Consider the following 16926-nt stretch of genomic DNA (forward strand, 5'->3'; position numbering starts at 1 on the left):
TCCGCTCAGCCGCTAAATTCAATCAATAATTGCAATTTTTGGCGCCACCCGCGTTAACCATTAATTAAGAAGTCCGGCGACCCCAAGATGAACTGAATTGACTCCAGAGTATTTCAGACATTAACGTTTCGTTAACAAATGAGTAACTGGCGAGAGCCAAAGGGCGTTGAGTATGTTTTGCGTTGTTCGCTCGACCACAAAGATTATGGCAGTCGCCGGTTTTGCAGTTTCGCTGCTGATGACAAGCTTTGGTGCACAAGCCGCCTCCGGCGACTTCATGCAGACCGGCAAGCTGACCTCGCAGCCGATTGGACATTATGAATTCTGCAAGCGCGAAGCCAAGGAATGCGGCATCACCAGTCGCGACACCCGCGCACTGCAGCTCAACCATTCTAACTGGCAGCGCATCGTCGAGATCAATCTTTCGGTCAATGAACGTATCAAGCCGATGACCGACATGGAAATCTATGGCGTCGAGGAATACTGGGCTTACCCGACGACCGTTGGTGACTGCGAAGATTACGTCCTGCTGAAGCAGCGTGAATTGCAGAAGGCCGGCATTCCGATCACGGATCTTCTGATCACTGTCGTTCGCAAGCCGGACGGCGAAGGTCATGCAGTCCTCACCGTTCGCACGGATCGCGGTGATTTCGTTCTCGACAATCTGACCGATGAAGTTATGCGCTGGAACGAGACCGATTATACTTATCTGAAGCGTCAGGCAGCCAACGATACCGGTCGCTGGGTCACCATCGAAGGCCCGGACAATCTCCTCGTCGGTTCGGTACGCTGACACAAAACCTTCCCCATATGTTTTTGAAAACGTCCCGGAATGTGCTATTCATTCCGGGTCTAAAAAGGAGAGGTCGGTGCGGTTAGCCCGATCCCCGTTGTAAAGCGGGTCCTGGCCTTCGCAATTGTTTTCATTTCGGCAAATGCGTTGAGTCCCTTGACCTTACACTCCGATGCAATGGTGCATTGGAGAACAAAAGGTCTTGGTTATGAAACAGCAGATCTCCGTCATTACAATTGGTATCGCCGACCTCGAGTGCTCACGTCGTTTTTACACGCAGGGCTTCGGCTGGGTGCCTGTTTTCGAGAATGAAGAAATCATCTTCTATCAGATGAACGGTTTCGTTCTCGGAACCTTCCTGAAAGCTTCGCTCGAAACCGATATGAACCGCAAAGGCCTCCAGCAGCCCGGCGCATTTTCTCTTGCACATAATGTGGAACTGGAAACGGATGTCGCGCCACTGATGGACCGGTTGGTTGGGGCTGGTGGCAAGCTGGTGCGTTCGGCTGACGCGCCGAGCCATGGTGGTTTTCGCGGCTATGTCGCCGATCCTGACGATCACGCCTGGGAAATTGCATGGAACCCAGCCTGGGCCATCGATGAGAATGGCCTTGTAACGTTCGGAATATGAACTCAATGGGTTGGCAACAGGGCGCGAAATGCGCCCTGTTGTTTACAATGATACGGCTATTTGGGGCGCGCATGACGAAAATCTACTTTATCTCGCATCCGGAAGTCGTGATCGATCCCGCAAAGCCTGTTCCGTCGTGGAACCTGTCGGAGCGCGGAATTGAACGGATGCGCTCCTTTGCCAGCCAGCCGGAACTGCAATCGATCACATCAATCTGGTCCAGCACGGAAGCAAAGGCAATTGAAGCTGCTGAAATTCTGGCGGATATTTTAAGAGTCAGTCCGTTGACCGACAGCCGCTTTAACGAGATCGACCGAAGCGCCACTGGCTTCCTGCCCGCCGAACAACACGAGACTGTAGCCGACCAGTTCTTTTCCGCACCCGAAGCAAGTATTCACGGCTGGGAGCGGGCCATCGATGTGCAACAACGCATCGTGGAAGGTTTTGAAGCGGTAAAGCGGCTTGGAAATTCTGACGATATCGCTATCGTCGGCCACGGTGGTGCCGGTACGCTGCTGCTCTGCTTTCTGGCCGGACGTCCAATCAGCCGCCAGTATGATCAGCCCTTTCAGGGCCATTACTGGTGTTATTCTTGCGAAGACCGGTCCGTCCTCCATCACTGGAAGCCGATAGCGCCACGCTGAAATTTCCTCGTCGTACTGTCTAAGCTACATAGCAGTTCCGCAGACTGACCATTTGCGTTATTCTCCGATTCTGGCTGCTTCCAAGCCTCCCCCCTCCGTTCGGGAAAGCATTTTTCATGCAGGAAGATGAAATCATCGAACCAACTGTTCGGGCACATGCACAAGGAGGGACTGCAATGACAGCTCGTCACAGGAGGTTTATCGATGCGGTTATCGTCCCCTATCTATCACCTGAAGCGGCTTGCCAGGCGTTTGGCAAATGATGCTGATATTCCACTTCATGAAGCGCTTGATCGCGTTGCCGCGCAGGAGGGTTACAGAAGCTGGAGCCTGCTCGTTGACAACACATCCGCTCCCGTTTCTGCTCGCGAAATCTATGGCTATCTCAAGTCCGGCAGCATGGTGCTGATTGGCGCCAGACCGGGCCATGGGAAAACCCTGTTGAGTCTTGATATAATGATTGAGGCCATGCGAGATGGCAATTACGGCCTTTTCTTTTCGCTTGAATACACTGAGACGGATATCGCCGGACGCTTCAAGGCACTCGGCGTCGATCGCGATAACTTCCGGCATCTATTCCGTTTCGATTGCTCGGATGCCATCTGCGCGGATTATATGATCGCCAAACTCGACGCTGCTTCGGCTGGAACCGTCGTGATCGTCGATTATCTGCAGATTCTCGATCAGAAGCGGGAAAAACCCGACCTGTCGACCCAGATTGCGGCGCTCAGGTCATTTGCTTCAAAGCGAAGGCTCACCATTCTGTGTATATCGCAAATCGACCGTTCCTTTGATCCAGCGGCAAAGCCGTGCCCAGGGATCGAGGATGTTCGGCTTCCCAACCCGCTTGATCTCACATTGTTCGATACATGCCTCTTTCTCAACAATGGCGAGATTCGCGTGCAATCGCGTGATCGGATGACGACGCTTGAAAACGTGACGTCGTAGAAGATGTTCAGGCTGCGGAAACCAGCCTTTCCGCACCCATGCGATAGGATATGGCGCTGGCCAAATGAATGCGACCGACTTTGTCGCTCCCGTTCAGATCGGCCAGCGTCCGGGCGACCTTCAGAATGCGATGATAAGCGCGGGCAGAAAAACGCATCTGCTCGCTTGCGTCACGCAAAAGCTTGAGGCCTGCCGCATCCGGCTCAGCAACCTGTTCGATCAGTTTGGCCGAGCAATAGGCATTGGTCAGGGACGGTTCCAGACCGAGCGCTGAATAACGCTGGGTCTGAATCGCACGAGCACGGGAGACGCGTTGTGCGACCGTCTCGCTCGTTTCCGACCGAGATGGTTTGATGAGATCGAAAGCAGAGACCGCAGGCATATCCACCCGCAAGTCTATACGGTCGAGGAGCGGGCCTGAAATACGCGCCTGATAATCGGCCTGACAACGTGGGCCCCGCGCGCAGACATGACCGGGTTCGCCCGCCATACCGCAACGGCAGGGATTCATGGCGGCGATCAGTTGAAAGCGCGCCGGATAGCTGGTGCGATGATTGACGCGTGCAATGAGACATTCGCCGGTTTCGAGTGGCTGGCGCAGAGAATCCAGCACCTGTGGCGAGAATTCCGGAAACTCGTCCAGAAACAACACGCCGTTATGCGCAAGCGATACCTCGCCCGGACGCGCACGCAGTCCACCGCCGACCATTGCCGCCATTGACGCCGAATGATGCGGCGCACGAAAAGGGCGACGATCCGATAATTTTCCACCGGAAAGCTCTCCCGCGATCGAGGCAATCATCGATACATCCAGCAATTCGCGAGGAGAAAGACGAGGCAAGATGGATGGCAATCGTTGGGCAAGCATGGACTTGCCTGATCCCGGCGGTCCGACGAGAAGCAAATTGTGATTGCCCGCAGCGGCGATTTCAAGCGCTCGCTTGGCAGTCTCCTGCCCCTTGATATCAGCAAGATCGAGTTCCGTTTCACCGGAAAGCCGCATGGATGGTTCCGGTCGGGTCAGAACCTGCGTGCCGCGAAAATGGTTGGCAAGGGCGATGAGACTGCGCGGAGCCAGAATATCGATATCGGCACCCGCCCACGCTGCCTCTGGCCCGCAAGCATAAGGGCAGATAAGTCCTTTCTCATCCCGGTTCGCACCGATTGCAGCAGGCAGGACGCCTGCCACCGGTGTTATCGAACCGTCGAGCGACAATTCACCCAGAACGAGATAGGACTGTATTGCATCCGCCGGAATGGCACCGATTGCCGCCATAAGCCCGACAGCAATGGGCAAGTCATAATGCGACCCTTCTTTCGGCAGGTCGGCAGGTGCCAGATTAACCGTCACCCGTTTGGTCGGCATGGAAAGGCCCGAGGCGTGCAACGCCGCTTGCACACGCTCCCGGCTTTCTGCCACGGCTTTGTCCGGCAAGCCGACAATGGACATGCCCATCTTGCCCGGCGCGACCATCACCTGCACGTCGACAGGCACAGCCTCTATGCCTTGAAAAGCAACTGTTCCAACCCGCGCGACCATGTGCCCCCGCTCGCCACGCACCACATCTCTTAAGTGAGTAAAGACTCAAATACAACTTAGAGAGTTAAGCACGAGCGAGCGGTAAACTCAAGAACGTTAAGAGAACAAATTAACGCTTGGCTTCTACCGCATCCCAGAACAGGGCCGCGATATTAGTCCCGTCGAAACGCTGGATTTCGCGGATACCAGTTGGAGAGGTAACGTTGATTTCGGTCATGTAGTCGCCGATCACATCAATGCCGACCAGAATGAAACCACGTTCTTTCAGTGACGGGCCAATGCGCTCGCAAATCTCGCGTTCACGTGGCGTTAGCTTGCTCTGTTCCGCACGCCCGCCGACATGCATGTTGGAACGGGCATCGGTTTCCGACGGCACGCGATTGATTGCGCCGACAGGTTCACCATCAATCAGGATGATGCGCTTGTCGCCGGCGCGTACGTCCTTCAGATAACGTTGTGCAATGAACGGCTCCTTGAAGAGCTGACCGAACATTTCCAGAAGCGAGGTCAGGTTGCGGTCACCATCGGCCAGATGGAAGACGCCCGCACCACCATTACCATAAAGCGGCTTCAAAATGATGTCGCCGAACTCGCGACGGAAATCCATGACTTCCTGCGGGTCCTTGGTGATGAGCGTTTCCGGCATCAGGTCGGGAAACTCTGTCACAAAGATTTTTTCGGGACTGTTGCGCACCCATGCCGGATCGTTGACAACCAGTGTTTTCGGGTGAATCCGCTCCAGAAGATGGGTGGTGGTAATATAGTTCATGTCGAAGGGCGGGTCCTGACGCAGAAGCACCACATCCATTTCCGACAGGTCGCGGCGGATCGGCTCACCCAGCGTATAGTGATCGCCCTTGACGTCGCGCACTTCCATCTTTTCCAAGCGGGCAGAAACGACGCCATCGCGCATCGAAAGCCGGTCTGGCGTATAATGGTAAAGCTCATGACCGCGCTTCTGCGCCTCGAGCGAAAGGGCGAATGTGGTATCGCCCGCAATGTTCACCGTGCTGATATGGTCCATCTGGACCGCGACTTTGAGAGCCATGATTTCCTCGCGATTCGAAGTTGCGGGAAATCTAAAACGGAATGACTGGGCAACATAGTCCTTTCTCTCAATCCGTTCTCGGGTGTCTGTTGTGCACTTACAATGCTTGAAGTTGAACTGGATCAGCTTTCATCCGTTGATTATGTTGGATGCAATCGCTTCGGGCGTCTCGGGAGGAAAAAGTGACCGTCGTAAAAACTACCCTGTTTGCCGACCATGTAGCAGAACTAGGCGAAGGCCCCGGCTATGATCCACTGAGCGGAAATGTCTGGTGGTTCGATATTCTCGGCCAGAAACTGATCGAGAAGAACTGGGACAGCGGCGAAATTCACGTCCATGCGCTCGGCATGAAGGCCAGCGCCCTCGCCGTTATCGACCGTGACCGGCAGCTGATCGTCAGTGAGCATGGGCTGTTCATTCGCGAGCGCGCCAATGGGCGATTGACTCTTCATCATCCACTTGAAGCCGAGAATGACGTCACCCGTTCCAACGATGCGCGTGTGCATCCATCAGGATCGTTCTGGATCGGCACGATGGGCAAAAAAGCCGAGACCGATGCAGGCTCGATCTGGTGGTATCGCGAAGGCCAGGTGAAAAAGCTTTTCTCCGGTATCACGATCACCAACTCAATCTGCTTTTCTTCCGATGGAAAGATCGCCTATTTCGCCGACACGGATCGCAACATCATCTGGCGGGTCGATACAGACCCTGAGACAGGATTACCGATATCCGACAAAAGCGTCTTCCACCACCGGGCCGAAGAAGGCGGCGTCGATGGCTCGGTCGTTGATGCGGAAGGCACGCTGTGGAATGCCTGTTGGGGCGGCAGTTCGCTCAATGCCTATTCACCGCAAGGCCGCCTGATCCGCTCGATTTCACTGCCGGTCCGCCAACCATCATGCCCTGCTTTTGTCGGACCGGATGCGACGGTGATGATCGTAACCAGCGCCAATGAAGGCCTCGATGAAGAGGCTCGCCGTTCCGATCCCCATGCCGGAAAGGTTCTGCTGCTCGATCTGACGCTTGCCGGACGGCACGATCCGCCAGTCCGGCTCTAAACAGCAAATAAAAAAGAGCCCCTGCGGGCCCTTTGATTTTAGAGCATAATCCGACCGAAGTGAAACGAGGATCGATAAGATTATGCTTAAAATATAATAGGTTAGAGTTCCGATCAGATCCTATCTGATCGGAACTCTAAACGCCTTCGACGATGACGATTTCACCATCCGCAACCGTCTGGCGGATCGCCTTCGCCGCCTGATATTCCGGCGAATTATAGCAATCGAGCGCGTGCTGCATGGTTTCGAATTCGATGATCACGTTGCGGGCGCGACCTTGTCCCTCAACTGCATCAGCCGTGCCGCCACGAGCGATGAAATTTGCACCATAACGTTCAAATGCCGGTTTCGCCGTTGAAACATAATCCTTGTATCGCTCGGAATCACGGACATCCACACGGGCAATCCAGTAGGCTTTAGTCATGCTGCTTCCTCCACTAGCTCGTAATCTTTTCCACCGCATTATCCCGCGCAAAACCGCTTCGCACTTTCGCTGGAAATGCTCTAGGCAACGGAACGCATTTCATCGAGAATGGCAAGGGCCGCCGCTTTGCGATCAACCGCGCCGACAATCGGACGGGCAACGACCAGATGGCTGGCTCCGGCCTTCAAGGCATCTGCAGGGGTCATGACCCGTTTCTGGTCACCTTTTTCCGAACCGGCGAGACGAATGCCCGGCGTGACGATGGCCATATCCGGGCCGACCGCCTGACGGATGGCTGCCGCTTCGACCGCGGAAGCAACAATGCCGCCCATACCAGCCTCACGCGCCTGAACGGCGCGTTTCAGCACCAGCGTTTCGGCATCGTCAGAATAACCTGCTTCCCGCAGATCGGCATTGTCCATTGAGGTTAAAACCGTCACGCCCAAGAGGCAGAGGTCCGATCCCTTGGCGGCTTCCACCGCTGCCCGCATCGCTTTCGGATAGGCATGCAGCGTGAGCATGGAAACACCCATCTTCGCGACATTCTCAACACCCTTCGCGATGGTGTTGTCGATATCAAGCAGCTTCATGTCGAGGAAGACTTTCTTCTTCGCCGCCACAAGGCTTTTTGCGAAATCGAGACCACCCGCAAAAACCAGCTGATACCCGATCTTGTAGAAGGAAACAGTGTCGCCCAGCTCTTCGACCGCCTTCTCAGCATCGGCGATGGTCGGCACGTCGAGGCCCACGATCAAGCGCCCCGATGCTTCCCCGGGCGCTTGATCGCGCAAATCTGTCGTCGTCATGAGAGTCTCCGTGGTGATTTTTATTCTCTTCGCACAACAGGACCCGTTACGAAAGAGACGGAATCAGCTTTTCGCTTCTTCCACCCGTGCGATGAGGCTGCGGCAGACAGCGGAGAGCATTCTCGCGCTGCGTTCTTCTTTCAGCGTACCATCGTCATTGAACGCCACCGATGCATGACCGACCGAGCATTGCTCGGTGACAATCTGTACGCCGACATTCATCAGAACGGCGCGCAGGTGGTAGAGTCCACGCATACCGGCAAACATACCGTCGGAGCTGGAACAGAGGCCGACAGTCAGACCGGCATAAGGCCTGAACGGCCTGTCTCCGTCCCTTGAAATGCGACTGACCCAATCGATGGTGTTTTTCAGAAGCGGCGGGATCGATGCATTATATTCCGGCGAGCAGATCATCAGACCGTCCTGTTCCGCAAACAGGCGACCGAGCCGCATGGCGTTCTCGGGAACGCCATGCTCGTTTTCCAGATTCTGATCCATGATCGGCAGCGGATAGTCGGCAAGCGTGATGCGCGTGACCTGCGCACCTTGCGCCCGTAATTCTTTCTCGGCGGCATCTGCCATATGGCCGGAAAAAGCGCCGATGCGAACTGAACCCGCGAAGACGAGAATACGTGCAGTCATGAAAAGCCTCGTGCGAAACTAGTGGATTGAATTTGACGTTTGAATCCCGACTGAATGAGATGCTGTTTCAAACGTCAAATTCGAAAAATCCACTAGATACATAAAGTTACTAGTGGTCTTTGCGATTCCGACATTTGCTCGGCGCTTGTATCAGAGGGACGCAAATGTCGGAATCAGACCACTAGACCAAAGGGCTGCGATAAACCCAAAGCTGCGCCGGTGGCACATTGCGCACCACAAAATCATAGTGCTGAACGGTATAATTGCCGCGACCGGCTGGAACCGGTGGCAAGGGACCATAGGTGATCTGCATCAGAGGCCGTCCGTGTGGAATGCGCGAAAGCAGGCTTTCCACGAGCTGGATGCGCTTGTCCATCGGGAAATTGAGCATCGGCACAGCAGAGATGATGCAGTCGAATTTCTGGTCTTTCTTCTCACCCAACGCGCTATCGAGATCGAAGGCATCGCCCTGAATGATGTTGACCTCCGGAAAGATCGTATTCAAGTGATCCACGAAGTCCTGCGAATATTCGATGGAATAGAGGTCGGCAGGTTTCACGCCCTGTTTCAAGATCGCCTTGGTAATCACGCCCGTGCCCGGTCCGAGTTCCAGAACCGGAAGGCCGGAACCGGTATCGATGACGCTCGCCATACGGCGCGCGGTAATGGAACTCGTCGGCAAAATAGCGCCGACCGCTTTCGGCCCGTCTATCCATCCCTTGAAAAAACGGATCTCCTCATCGAACTTAGCGGCCAGTTTCCTGCCGAGCTGTCCTGCCATTCTTGCTGCTCCCATTGTCGTTATTGGACAAGTTTATGCCGCTTTGAATTCCCTAAGCAAGGCGTGAATAAGGAAAAGAACAAAAAAGGGAGCCAAAAAGCTCCCTTTATTATTCACCGATACCTTCAAAGAATTCTTTCATCCTTGAGAAGAACCCCGCTGATTTCGGGCTGTTCTCTTGCGAGGAAAGTTTTTCGAACTCTTCCAGCAGTTCACGCTGGCGTTTGGACAGGTTCTGCGGCGTCTCAATGTCGATCTGTATATAAAGATCGCCAACGGCGGCCTGACGCAGAACCGGCATGCCCTTGCCCTTGAGGCGGAACTGCTTGCCGTTCTGTGTGCCGTCCGGAACCTTGACCCGCGTCTGCGTGCCATCCAGCGTCGAGACTTCGAACTGACCACCAAGGGCTGCCGTCGTCATCGAGATCGGCACCTTGCAATAGAGGTCGGAGCCGTCACGCTGGAAGAACTCGTGCGGTTTGACCGAAAGGAAAATGTAGAGATCACCTGAAGGGCCACCGCGCATGCCAGCTTCGCCTTCACCGGACAGGCGGATACGGGTGCCATCCTCGATACCTGCCGGAATATTGACCGACAGCGAACGTTCCTGCGTGACGCGACCCTGGCCATGGCACTTGCCGCAAGGATCCTTGATTATCTGTCCGCGACCGTTACAGGTCGGGCAGGTGCGCTCCACCGAGAAGAAGCCCTGGGCAGCGCGAACGCGGCCCGAACCGGAACACATGGTACAGGTGGTCGGCTGGGAGCCGGCCTTTGCGCCGGAGCCGGAGCATTCGTCGCAGGTGATGGATGTCGGAACGCGAATCTGCGCGGTCTTGCCCGCATAGGCTTCCTCCAGCGTCACTTCCATATTGTAGCGAAGATCGGCGCCGCGTTCGCGTCCGCCATTGGAGCGACGACGACCGCCACCCATCATCTCGCCAAAAATGTCTTCGAAGATATCGGCAAAACCGCCAGAGCCACCAAAACCGTTGCCGAAACCGCCGCCCATGCCACCATTTTCAAAGGCTGCGTGGCCGAACCGGTCATAAGCGGCACGCTTCTGCGGATCCTTCAGCGTTTCGTAAGCTTCGCCGATTTCCTTGAACTTGCGTTCAGCTTCCGGATTGTTCGGATTGCGATCCGGATGGTACTCCATCGCGAGCTTGCGAAAGGCGGTTTTCAGCACCTTATCGTCTGCCGTTCTTTCAACACCCAGAGCTTCGTAGTAGTCGATCTTCATCAGTTCGTTATCCCGGCGGCAGGAACGCGCCTTTTGCTTTCACGGACATCGTATCCCGAAACCGGTCCCCAGATTCGTGCGACACGCCCCAAAGCGTTCAACACTTGTCAGGGGCCAGCGTTTCCAATTGTTCATCTATCGAAGCGCCTTCCGACTCAATGCGTCAGAGCAGCACTCCGGGTTTCAGCGTCAACACCACTTTGCCCGAAACCGTCTCATGCTTTTCAAGATGTATGCAGGCCAGCGCGATTTTTCAAATAGAGGCTGATCTGCCTGATATTTCCATCGGTACTTTCTACCGATACCAGCCAATATGCAGGCTTATACAAAACCTGCGAATATGAACATCTCGAAAATTGGCAAAAGCCCGGGGCAGAGCCCCGGGCTTGAGCGTATAGAGCCTGAAATTACGACTTCTTCTTGTCGTCGTCGATTTCTTCGTAATCGGCGTCGACAACATCGTCGTTCGAAGCAGCTTCTTCGCTACCGCCGGCAGAACCGGTTTCAGCAGCCTGAGCGGCCTCATACATGGCCTGACCAAGCTTCATGGAAGCTTCGGCGAGCGTCTGCGTCTTCGCCTTGATGTCCTCGGCATCGTCGCCTTCAAGCGAAGTCTTGAGGCTTGCGAGAGCATCCTCAATGGCCTTCTTGTCATCAGCCGAAACCTTGTCACCATATTCGCTCAGCGACTTTTCGGTCGAATGAACGAGGCTTTCGCCCTGGTTCTTGGCTTCCACGGCATCGCGGCGCTTCTTGTCCGCTTCGGCATTCGCCTCGGCGTCCTTGACCATCTTTTCGATGTCGGCATCACTCAGACCACCGGATGCCTGAATGCGGATCTGATGCTCCTTGCCCGTGCCCTTGTCCTTGGCCGTCACGTTGACGATACCGTTGGCGTCGATGTCGAAGGTCACTTCGATCTGCGGCACGCCACGCGGTGCGGGCGGAATGCCGACGAGGTCGAACTGGCCGAGCATCTTGTTGTCGGCAGCCATTTCACGCTCGCCCTGGAAGACGCGGATCGTCACGGCCGACTGGTTGTCTTCGGCGGTGGAGAAGGTCTGCGACTTCTTGGTCGGGATCGTGGTGTTGCGTTCGATCAGACGGGTGAACACACCGCCCAGCGTTTCGATACCCAGCGAAAGCGGGGTCACGTCGAGCAGCAGAACGTCCTTGACGTCGCCCTGCAGAACGCCTGCCTGAATTGCCGCGCCCATGGCGACGACTTCATCAGGATTAACGCCCTTGTGCGGCTCCTTGCCGAAGAAGGCCTTCACGACTTCCTGAATCTTCGGCATGCGGGTCATGCCGCCGACCAGAATCACTTCGTCGATTTCGCCAGCCTTCAGACCGGCATCCTTCAGCGCTGCCTTGCAAGGCTCGATGGTGCGCTGAACGAGATCGTCGACCAGGCTTTCGAACTTGGCGCGCGACAGCTTGATGGCAAGATGCTTCGGACCGGTCTGGTCGGCCGTGATGAACGGCAGATTGACTTCGGTCTGCTGCGCGGACGACAGTTCGATCTTGGCTTTTTCGGCAGCTTCCTTGAGGCGCTGCAGAGCGAGCTTGTCGTTCTTGAGGTCGATGCCGCTTTCCTTCTTGAACTCGGCCACGAGGTATTCGACCAGACGCATGTCAAAGTCTTCACCGCCGAGGAAGGTGTCGCCATTGGTCGACTTCACTTCAAAGACGCCGTCACCGATCTCGAGGATCGACACGTCGAAGGTACCGCCGCCAAGGTCATAAACAGCAATGGTCTTGCCTTCGTTCTTGTCCAGACCGTAAGCGAGCGCAGCAGCCGTCGGCTCGTTGATGATACGCAGCACTTCAAGACCAGCGATCTTGCCGGCATCCTTGGTTGCCTGGCGCTGAGCGTCGTTGAAGTAGGCCGGGACGGTGATAACCGCCTGCGTAACCGTTTCGCCGAGATAAGACTCAGCAGTTTCCTTCATCTTCTGAAGGATCATCGCAGAAACCTGCGACGGGGAATATTTCTTGCCGTGGACTTCAACCCAGGCATCGCCATTGTCGCCCTTGACGATCTGGTATGGGACAAGGTCCTTGTCCTTGGTAACCATCGGGTCGTCAAAGCGGCGGCCGATCAGGCGCTTGACCGCAAAAATGGTACCTTCCGGATTGGTGACGGCCTGACGCTTGGCAGGCTGGCCGATAAGACGTTCGTCACTATCCGTGAATGCAACGATCGAAGGGGTTGTACGCGCACCTTCGGCATTTTCGATGACCTTCGCGTTTTTGCCGTCCATGACGGATACGCAGGAGTTGGTCGTTCCCAGATCGATACCAATTACTTTAGCCATATTTCTCTCCATTCAGCAAACCGCCAAGACCTCTACCGAGCGTTCCATGGGCGGTTCCTATCGGTTTCACAATGCGCTTTTCACGATGCTTGTCCAGATACCGGACCGGTTTCCAGACGCACATCAATGCCCTGTGCGAGGCGTATATAAGAAACGCGGTTTTTTACTGCAAGTCACAACAGCCAAGCTGAGGCAGATTCCGCACCCGGAAATACTGACAGGGACCTATCGACGTACAAAATAGGGGTCGCCGCTGCACTACATAGTGCGCGCCGACCATCATACCATAGCCGATTTGCCGTCTTTTGCCGCTCGGTAGATCGCATCGATGAATTTCTGGTTCGCCTTCGAGTTTTCAAGCGAGAAAAGCCGCGCATCCTTATCGCCACGCGCAGCACGCACAAAACTCTCGGCCTGAAGCTGATAATGATTGGCGTCACCGAACGACCATTCCGTCGCCTTCGTGTGACCGGCATCGAAAAGCGCGATGCTGCCATGACCATATTTGCCGGTATTGAACGGCGCATAGACTTCGATGAAGCCCTTGTCGCCGTGGAAGACCATCGTCTGTCGAGCGCCAAGTTGCGTGGCGACATAGAAGGTCAGGTCAAAACCGTCGAAACGCGCCGAAACATTGGCATAACGGTCGGTGCCGAAGGCCGGATCATATTCGACCGACGCCTGAACCGACACCGGTTCCTGACCGGTAACCATACGGGTTACCACAGTCGGATAGACGCCAATATCCGGCAGGGCGCCGCCGCCCAGTTCCGGCTGGTTACGCATATTGCCCGGATCGACATTGAAATAGGAAAAAGCGCCCTGCACATGGCGGAGCCTGCCGATAGCGCCTTCGGCCAGAAGTTCCTGCAGCTTGATCCACTGCGGATGGTAATAGACCATGAAGGCTTCAGCCATCGTAACCTTGTGCTTGTCACGCGCGGCAATAAGCTGGTCGATATCGTCGGCCTTGAGTGCAATCGGCTTTTCGCAAAGGACATGCTTGCCTGCTTCAGCCGCCTTGAGACTCCATTCGATGTGCTGCGAGGTCGGCAGCGGTATATAGACGCCGTCGATAGCGTCGCTGGCCAAAAGTTCTTCATAGGAACCGAATGCCAGCGGTGCACCGAAACGGTCGGCGACGGCGCGTGCCCGCGACAGGTCGCGGCTTGCAATGGCATGAACAACGCCATTTTCGGACGCGCAAAGCGCTGGAATTACCTGCGTGACGCCAATCTTGGCAGTTGAAAGGATACCCCAACGAAACATGCTGTTCCCTCTTTCATTCAAAGCAAGAACCGGGCTCATTCCGGCGTGTCCCAGTCCTGAACTCTCAGTTCCGGCCAGAATTTCAGCGCGCGGGTTGCCTTGATCTCATGCGTTTCGCGGTTATCGATGGCACGATTGGGCCGAATGCGAAATGAAAAAATATCATCAAAGCCGAATGGAGCGTGGATGAGCAGCCCATCCTCCGTCGCCTCGCCCTCTTTTGCCAGCCGCGCACCCACACAATGGGCAATCGTCGAATAGCGTTCTATCGATTCGGTCGCAGAGCGAAGCGATGCATAGGGCTGTCCAAAGCGCTTTTCGAACCACAGATGCACCCGCGCCTGATTGCGAATCTGCACCGGAAGCGGAAAGCCGCGGAAGACGTCAGCCCCGCGGGTGATAACCGCATCCTCTGCTTCCCAGGAAAGATCGCTGCCGTCGAAATAGATAATATCGAGATCCTTGATCCCATGCAGAGCCTGTCGCCTAGTCAGTCGATTCCAGATGGTGTTGTAGAGGGCACCGGAGACGAGCCAGAATTTGGATGATTCCCCGCCGAGTTCATGCAGCCGATGCAGCGCATCCGTCAGCAGCGGGCTTTCCAGAATCATCTGTGAAAAGATATCCCGCTGCCGTGCGAGTGGCAGACCGGCATGACGCAAATGGTTCGACGTTGCCTTCATTGACCGCTCCCCGACCCATGGCGATAAAAGTCGATGAATGCGCGCAAGGCCGGGCGCATCTGGCGGCGGCTTGGATAATAGAGATAAAGCCCGGCGAAAGGCTGGCACCAGTCTTCCAGGACCCGGACAAGACGTCCATTCGCCAATGCATCGTGAACATAGGCTTCGAACAGATAAGCAAGCCCCGTACCGTTCAGGGCTGCTTCCAGAATAACCCTATCGTCATTGACAATCAGAGGTCCCTCAATGGCTATTTCCTGCACTTCGCCCGCTTTTTCGAACTCCCAGCGATAGGTTCGCCCGCTCGGAAAACGATGGCGGATACATGCGTGCTGCAAAAGATCGCGCGGTTCGACGGGAGCTGAACGGTTATCGAAATAATTCGGTGCCGCGACGATTGCCGCACGCACATTGCCGGTCAACCGCGTTGCAATCATATCCGCTTCGAGGCTCTCACCGAGACGCACGCCTGCGTCGAAGCCAGCCGCTACGATATCGGTGAAGCCATTTTCCACCCGCAGATCGAGTGTAATGTCGGGATAAGCTCTGGCGAATTCGCCCAGACGCGGAGCGATGACAAGTTGCGCCGCCACATAGGGCGCTGTGATGCGCAGCACCCCGGACGGTCGATCCCGCGAATCGACGGCGGCACCCAAAGCCGCATTGATCTCCTCAAGCGCCGGTGCCAGCCTCTCCAGCAATTGCCGCCCGGCCTCCGTCGGGGCGACGCTGCGTGTTGTGCGTGCAAGAAGACGCACGCCCAGACTGTCCTCCAGTGTTGCCACCGCATGGCTGACGGCCGAGGGCGCAATCGCCAGTTCCCGCGCAGCGCCACGGAAACTTCCATGCGCGGCAACGGCGGCTAGAACGGCAAGCTGTGACAGTTGACTTCGATTCATTGTTACAAATTACAGAACAAGCCGTGAAAATAAATCGGTATTATCGAACTGATCACCCTGTTTTATGGTTCGCAACATGGTCCCGGGCTTGGGCGCAGGCAGCTTGAAGGCGCGTCCACCCAGAATCTCCTCCCGATCCTCCCGCACAATTTTCAGTACTTTCAATCAGCCATTCGAAAGGAACTACGATGCAACAGCGCAAACTCGGCCAGCAATTGAGCGTTTCCGCCCTTGGTTTCGGCTGCATGGGAATGACACACGCCTATGGGGGGCAGGACGAACAGGATGCAATCCGCACGCTGCACCGCGCCGTCGACGTTGGCGTGACATTTTTCGATACTGCGGAGGTCTATGGCCCGTTCGAGAATGAGAAACTCGTCGGCAAGGCGCTCAAGCCATTCCGTGAACGGGTGACGATTGCAACGAAGTTCGGCTTCAAGATCGAAGACGGCCAGATGAAGGGTGTCGATAGCCGTCCTGAACATATTCGCGACGTAGCCGAGGCCTCCCTGAAGCGGCTTGGCATCGATGTGATCGATCTGTTCTACCAGCACCGCGTCGATCCATCCGTACCGATCGAAGATGTGGTTGGCACTTTGAAAGACCTGATCGATGAGGGAAAGATACGCGCCATCGGTCTTTCGGAAGCAGGTAGCACCACCTTGCGCCGCGCGCATGCGGTCCATCCCATCGCCGCGTTGCAAAGCGAGTATTCGCTATGGGCACGCGATCCGGAAGACAATGTGCTGCCAGTCTGCCGTGAACTTGGTATCGGTTTCGTACCCTATAGCCCGCTTGGGCGCGGTATGCTGACCGGCACGTTGCGTTCACAGTCCGATCTCGCCGAAGACGACTTCCGCAAGACCCTGCCGCGTTTCCAGCCGGGCAATCTGGAAGCCAACAATCGGCAGGTGGATCGTATCGTCGAGATCGCACAGGAAAAGCAGGTCACGCCCGCACAGCTGGCGCTGGCATGGGTACTGAGCCGGGGCGATTTCATCGTGCCGATCCCCGGTGTCCGCAAGATCCATCATCTGGAAGACAATGTGAAAGCCGTGGACATCACACTGACACCACAGGATTTGCAGCGTCTGGATGAGGTATCCGCACCCGACCTGATCGCAGGCAAGCGTTACAACGAACAGCAGCTTGCTTTGACCGGTCTTTGATAAATGCTCCAAATAAAAGGGGAGCCCGTC

The 16926-nt window shown here is 55.7% G+C and carries 17 protein-coding genes; 6 read left to right on the forward strand and 11 right to left on the reverse strand.

All coding sequences use genetic code 11. The features are described from left to right. Positions 1–172: 172 nt before the first annotated feature. The 4 genes from OANT_RS04025 (at position 173) to OANT_RS04040 (ending at position 3016) form a co-directional block, all read left to right on the forward strand. Positions 173–793, forward strand: a complete 621-nt coding sequence (locus OANT_RS04025; protein WP_012091016.1) for a transglutaminase-like cysteine peptidase — start codon at positions 173–175, stop codon at positions 791–793. A 208-nt stretch (positions 794–1001) separates the two neighbouring features. Then, positions 1002–1424 (forward strand): VOC family protein, encoded by a 423-nt coding sequence (locus tag OANT_RS04030; RefSeq protein WP_012091017.1) that lies wholly within the window; start codon positions 1002–1004, stop codon positions 1422–1424. A 71-nt stretch (positions 1425–1495) separates the two neighbouring features. Next, complete coding sequence (locus tag OANT_RS04035) at positions 1496–2068, forward strand: histidine phosphatase family protein (protein WP_012091018.1); 573 nt, start codon at positions 1496–1498, stop codon at positions 2066–2068. 204 nt (positions 2069–2272) lie between these two features. Continuing rightward, on the forward strand, positions 2273–3016 hold the full coding sequence (locus OANT_RS04040; protein WP_012091019.1) for a DNA helicase: 744 nt from the start codon (positions 2273–2275) through the stop codon (positions 3014–3016). Positions 3017–3023: 7 nt separating this feature from the next. Here OANT_RS04040 and OANT_RS04045 read toward each other — a convergent pair whose 3' ends face one another. Both OANT_RS04045 and gshB read right to left on the reverse strand, forming a co-directional pair. Beyond that, positions 3024–4556: a YifB family Mg chelatase-like AAA ATPase gene (locus tag OANT_RS04045; RefSeq protein ID WP_012091020.1), complete on the reverse strand. Its 1533-nt coding sequence runs from the start codon at positions 4554–4556 to the stop codon at positions 3024–3026. A 109-nt stretch (positions 4557–4665) separates the two neighbouring features. After that, complete coding sequence (gshB, locus tag OANT_RS04050; protein ID WP_012091021.1) at positions 4666–5604, reverse strand: glutathione synthase; 939 nt, start codon at positions 5602–5604, stop codon at positions 4666–4668. Positions 5605–5786: 182 nt separating this feature from the next. Between gshB and OANT_RS04055 the strand changes: the two genes are divergently transcribed. Continuing rightward, positions 5787–6662 (forward strand): SMP-30/gluconolactonase/LRE family protein, encoded by an 876-nt coding sequence (locus OANT_RS04055; protein ID WP_040129062.1) that lies wholly within the window; start codon positions 5787–5789, stop codon positions 6660–6662. Between the two features lie 136 nt (positions 6663–6798). Here OANT_RS04055 and OANT_RS04060 read toward each other — a convergent pair whose 3' ends face one another. From OANT_RS04060 to OANT_RS04100, 9 genes are all read right to left on the reverse strand, one after another. Beyond that, on the reverse strand, positions 6799–7086 hold the full coding sequence (locus OANT_RS04060) for a DUF1330 domain-containing protein (protein ID WP_012091023.1): 288 nt from the start codon (positions 7084–7086) through the stop codon (positions 6799–6801). Between the two features lie 80 nt (positions 7087–7166). After that, positions 7167–7892, reverse strand: coding sequence for an orotidine-5'-phosphate decarboxylase (gene pyrF / locus OANT_RS04065; RefSeq protein ID WP_012091024.1), 726 nt, complete (start codon positions 7890–7892; stop codon positions 7167–7169). A gap of 63 nt (positions 7893–7955) precedes the next feature. Next, positions 7956–8534, reverse strand: a complete 579-nt coding sequence (locus tag OANT_RS04070) for an NADPH-dependent FMN reductase (RefSeq protein WP_010657714.1) — start codon at positions 8532–8534, stop codon at positions 7956–7958. Positions 8535–8715: 181 nt separating this feature from the next. Next, positions 8716–9315 carry a phospholipid N-methyltransferase PmtA gene (pmtA, locus tag OANT_RS04075; RefSeq protein ID WP_010657713.1) on the reverse strand — a complete coding sequence of 200 codons (600 nt, stop codon included), beginning with the start codon at positions 9313–9315 and terminating at the stop codon, positions 8716–8718. Between the two features lie 109 nt (positions 9316–9424). Then, on the reverse strand, positions 9425–10558 hold the full coding sequence (dnaJ, locus tag OANT_RS04080; protein ID WP_012091025.1) for a molecular chaperone DnaJ: 1134 nt from the start codon (positions 10556–10558) through the stop codon (positions 9425–9427). 407 nt (positions 10559–10965) lie between these two features. Continuing rightward, a complete protein-coding gene (gene dnaK / locus OANT_RS04085) occupies positions 10966–12876 on the reverse strand; it encodes a molecular chaperone DnaK (protein ID WP_010657711.1) in 1911 nt (636 codons plus the stop codon). A 279-nt stretch (positions 12877–13155) separates the two neighbouring features. Beyond that, positions 13156–14145, reverse strand: coding sequence for a Gfo/Idh/MocA family protein (locus OANT_RS04090; RefSeq protein ID WP_040130034.1), 990 nt, complete (start codon positions 14143–14145; stop codon positions 13156–13158). Between the two features lie 35 nt (positions 14146–14180). Next, positions 14181–14828: a nucleotidyltransferase family protein gene (locus OANT_RS04095; RefSeq protein ID WP_012091027.1), complete on the reverse strand. Its 648-nt coding sequence runs from the start codon at positions 14826–14828 to the stop codon at positions 14181–14183. Then, positions 14825–15727 carry a LysR family transcriptional regulator gene (locus tag OANT_RS04100; protein ID WP_012091028.1) on the reverse strand — a complete coding sequence of 301 codons (903 nt, stop codon included), beginning with the start codon at positions 15725–15727 and terminating at the stop codon, positions 14825–14827. Before OANT_RS04100 ends, OANT_RS04095 begins: the two co-directional genes overlap by 4 nt. Before the next feature lie 188 nt (positions 15728–15915). On the opposite strand from OANT_RS04100, the gene OANT_RS04105 reads away from it, so the two are divergent. Further along, positions 15916–16896 (forward strand): aldo/keto reductase, encoded by a 981-nt coding sequence (locus tag OANT_RS04105; protein ID WP_012091029.1) that lies wholly within the window; start codon positions 15916–15918, stop codon positions 16894–16896. Positions 16897–16926 lie beyond the last annotated feature (30 nt).

This window comes from Brucella anthropi ATCC 49188 (assembly GCF_000017405.1).
Taxonomy (GTDB): domain Bacteria; phylum Pseudomonadota; class Alphaproteobacteria; order Rhizobiales; family Rhizobiaceae; genus Brucella; species Brucella anthropi.

Bases quoted from the DNA above. Each gene is read 5' to 3' on its own strand.
- gshB (WP_012091021.1), bottom strand. From the start codon at position 5,604: ATGGCTCTCAAAGTCGCGGTCCAGATGGACCATATCAGCACGGTGAAC.
- pyrF (WP_012091024.1), bottom strand. From the start codon at position 7,892: ATGACGACGACAGATTTGCGCGATCAAGCGCCCGGGGAAGCATCGGGG.
- OANT_RS04105 (WP_012091029.1), top strand. From the start codon at position 15,916: ATGCAACAGCGCAAACTCGGCCAGCAATTGAGCGTTTCCGCCCTTGGT.
- OANT_RS04100 (WP_012091028.1), bottom strand. From the start codon at position 15,727: ATGAATCGAAGTCAACTGTCACAGCTTGCCGTTCTAGCCGCCGTTGCC.
- pmtA (WP_010657713.1), bottom strand. From the start codon at position 9,315: ATGGCAGGACAGCTCGGCAGGAAACTGGCCGCTAAGTTCGATGAGGAG.
- OANT_RS04060 (WP_012091023.1), bottom strand. From the start codon at position 7,086: ATGACTAAAGCCTACTGGATTGCCCGTGTGGATGTCCGTGATTCCGAG.
- OANT_RS04045 (WP_012091020.1), bottom strand. From the start codon at position 4,556: ATGGTCGCGCGGGTTGGAACAGTTGCTTTTCAAGGCATAGAGGCTGTG.
- OANT_RS04025 (WP_012091016.1), top strand. From the start codon at position 173: ATGTTTTGCGTTGTTCGCTCGACCACAAAGATTATGGCAGTCGCCGGT.
- OANT_RS04040 (WP_012091019.1), top strand. From the start codon at position 2,273: ATGCGGTTATCGTCCCCTATCTATCACCTGAAGCGGCTTGCCAGGCGT.
- OANT_RS04095 (WP_012091027.1), bottom strand. From the start codon at position 14,828: ATGAAGGCAACGTCGAACCATTTGCGTCATGCCGGTCTGCCACTCGCA.
- OANT_RS04070 (WP_010657714.1), bottom strand. From the start codon at position 8,534: ATGACTGCACGTATTCTCGTCTTCGCGGGTTCAGTTCGCATCGGCGCT.
- dnaK (WP_010657711.1), bottom strand. From the start codon at position 12,876: ATGGCTAAAGTAATTGGTATCGATCTGGGAACGACCAACTCCTGCGTA.
- OANT_RS04090 (WP_040130034.1), bottom strand. From the start codon at position 14,145: ATGTTTCGTTGGGGTATCCTTTCAACTGCCAAGATTGGCGTCACGCAG.
- OANT_RS04030 (WP_012091017.1), top strand. From the start codon at position 1,002: ATGAAACAGCAGATCTCCGTCATTACAATTGGTATCGCCGACCTCGAG.
- OANT_RS04035 (WP_012091018.1), top strand. From the start codon at position 1,496: ATGACGAAAATCTACTTTATCTCGCATCCGGAAGTCGTGATCGATCCC.
- dnaJ (WP_012091025.1), bottom strand. From the start codon at position 10,558: ATGAAGATCGACTACTACGAAGCTCTGGGTGTTGAAAGAACGGCAGAC.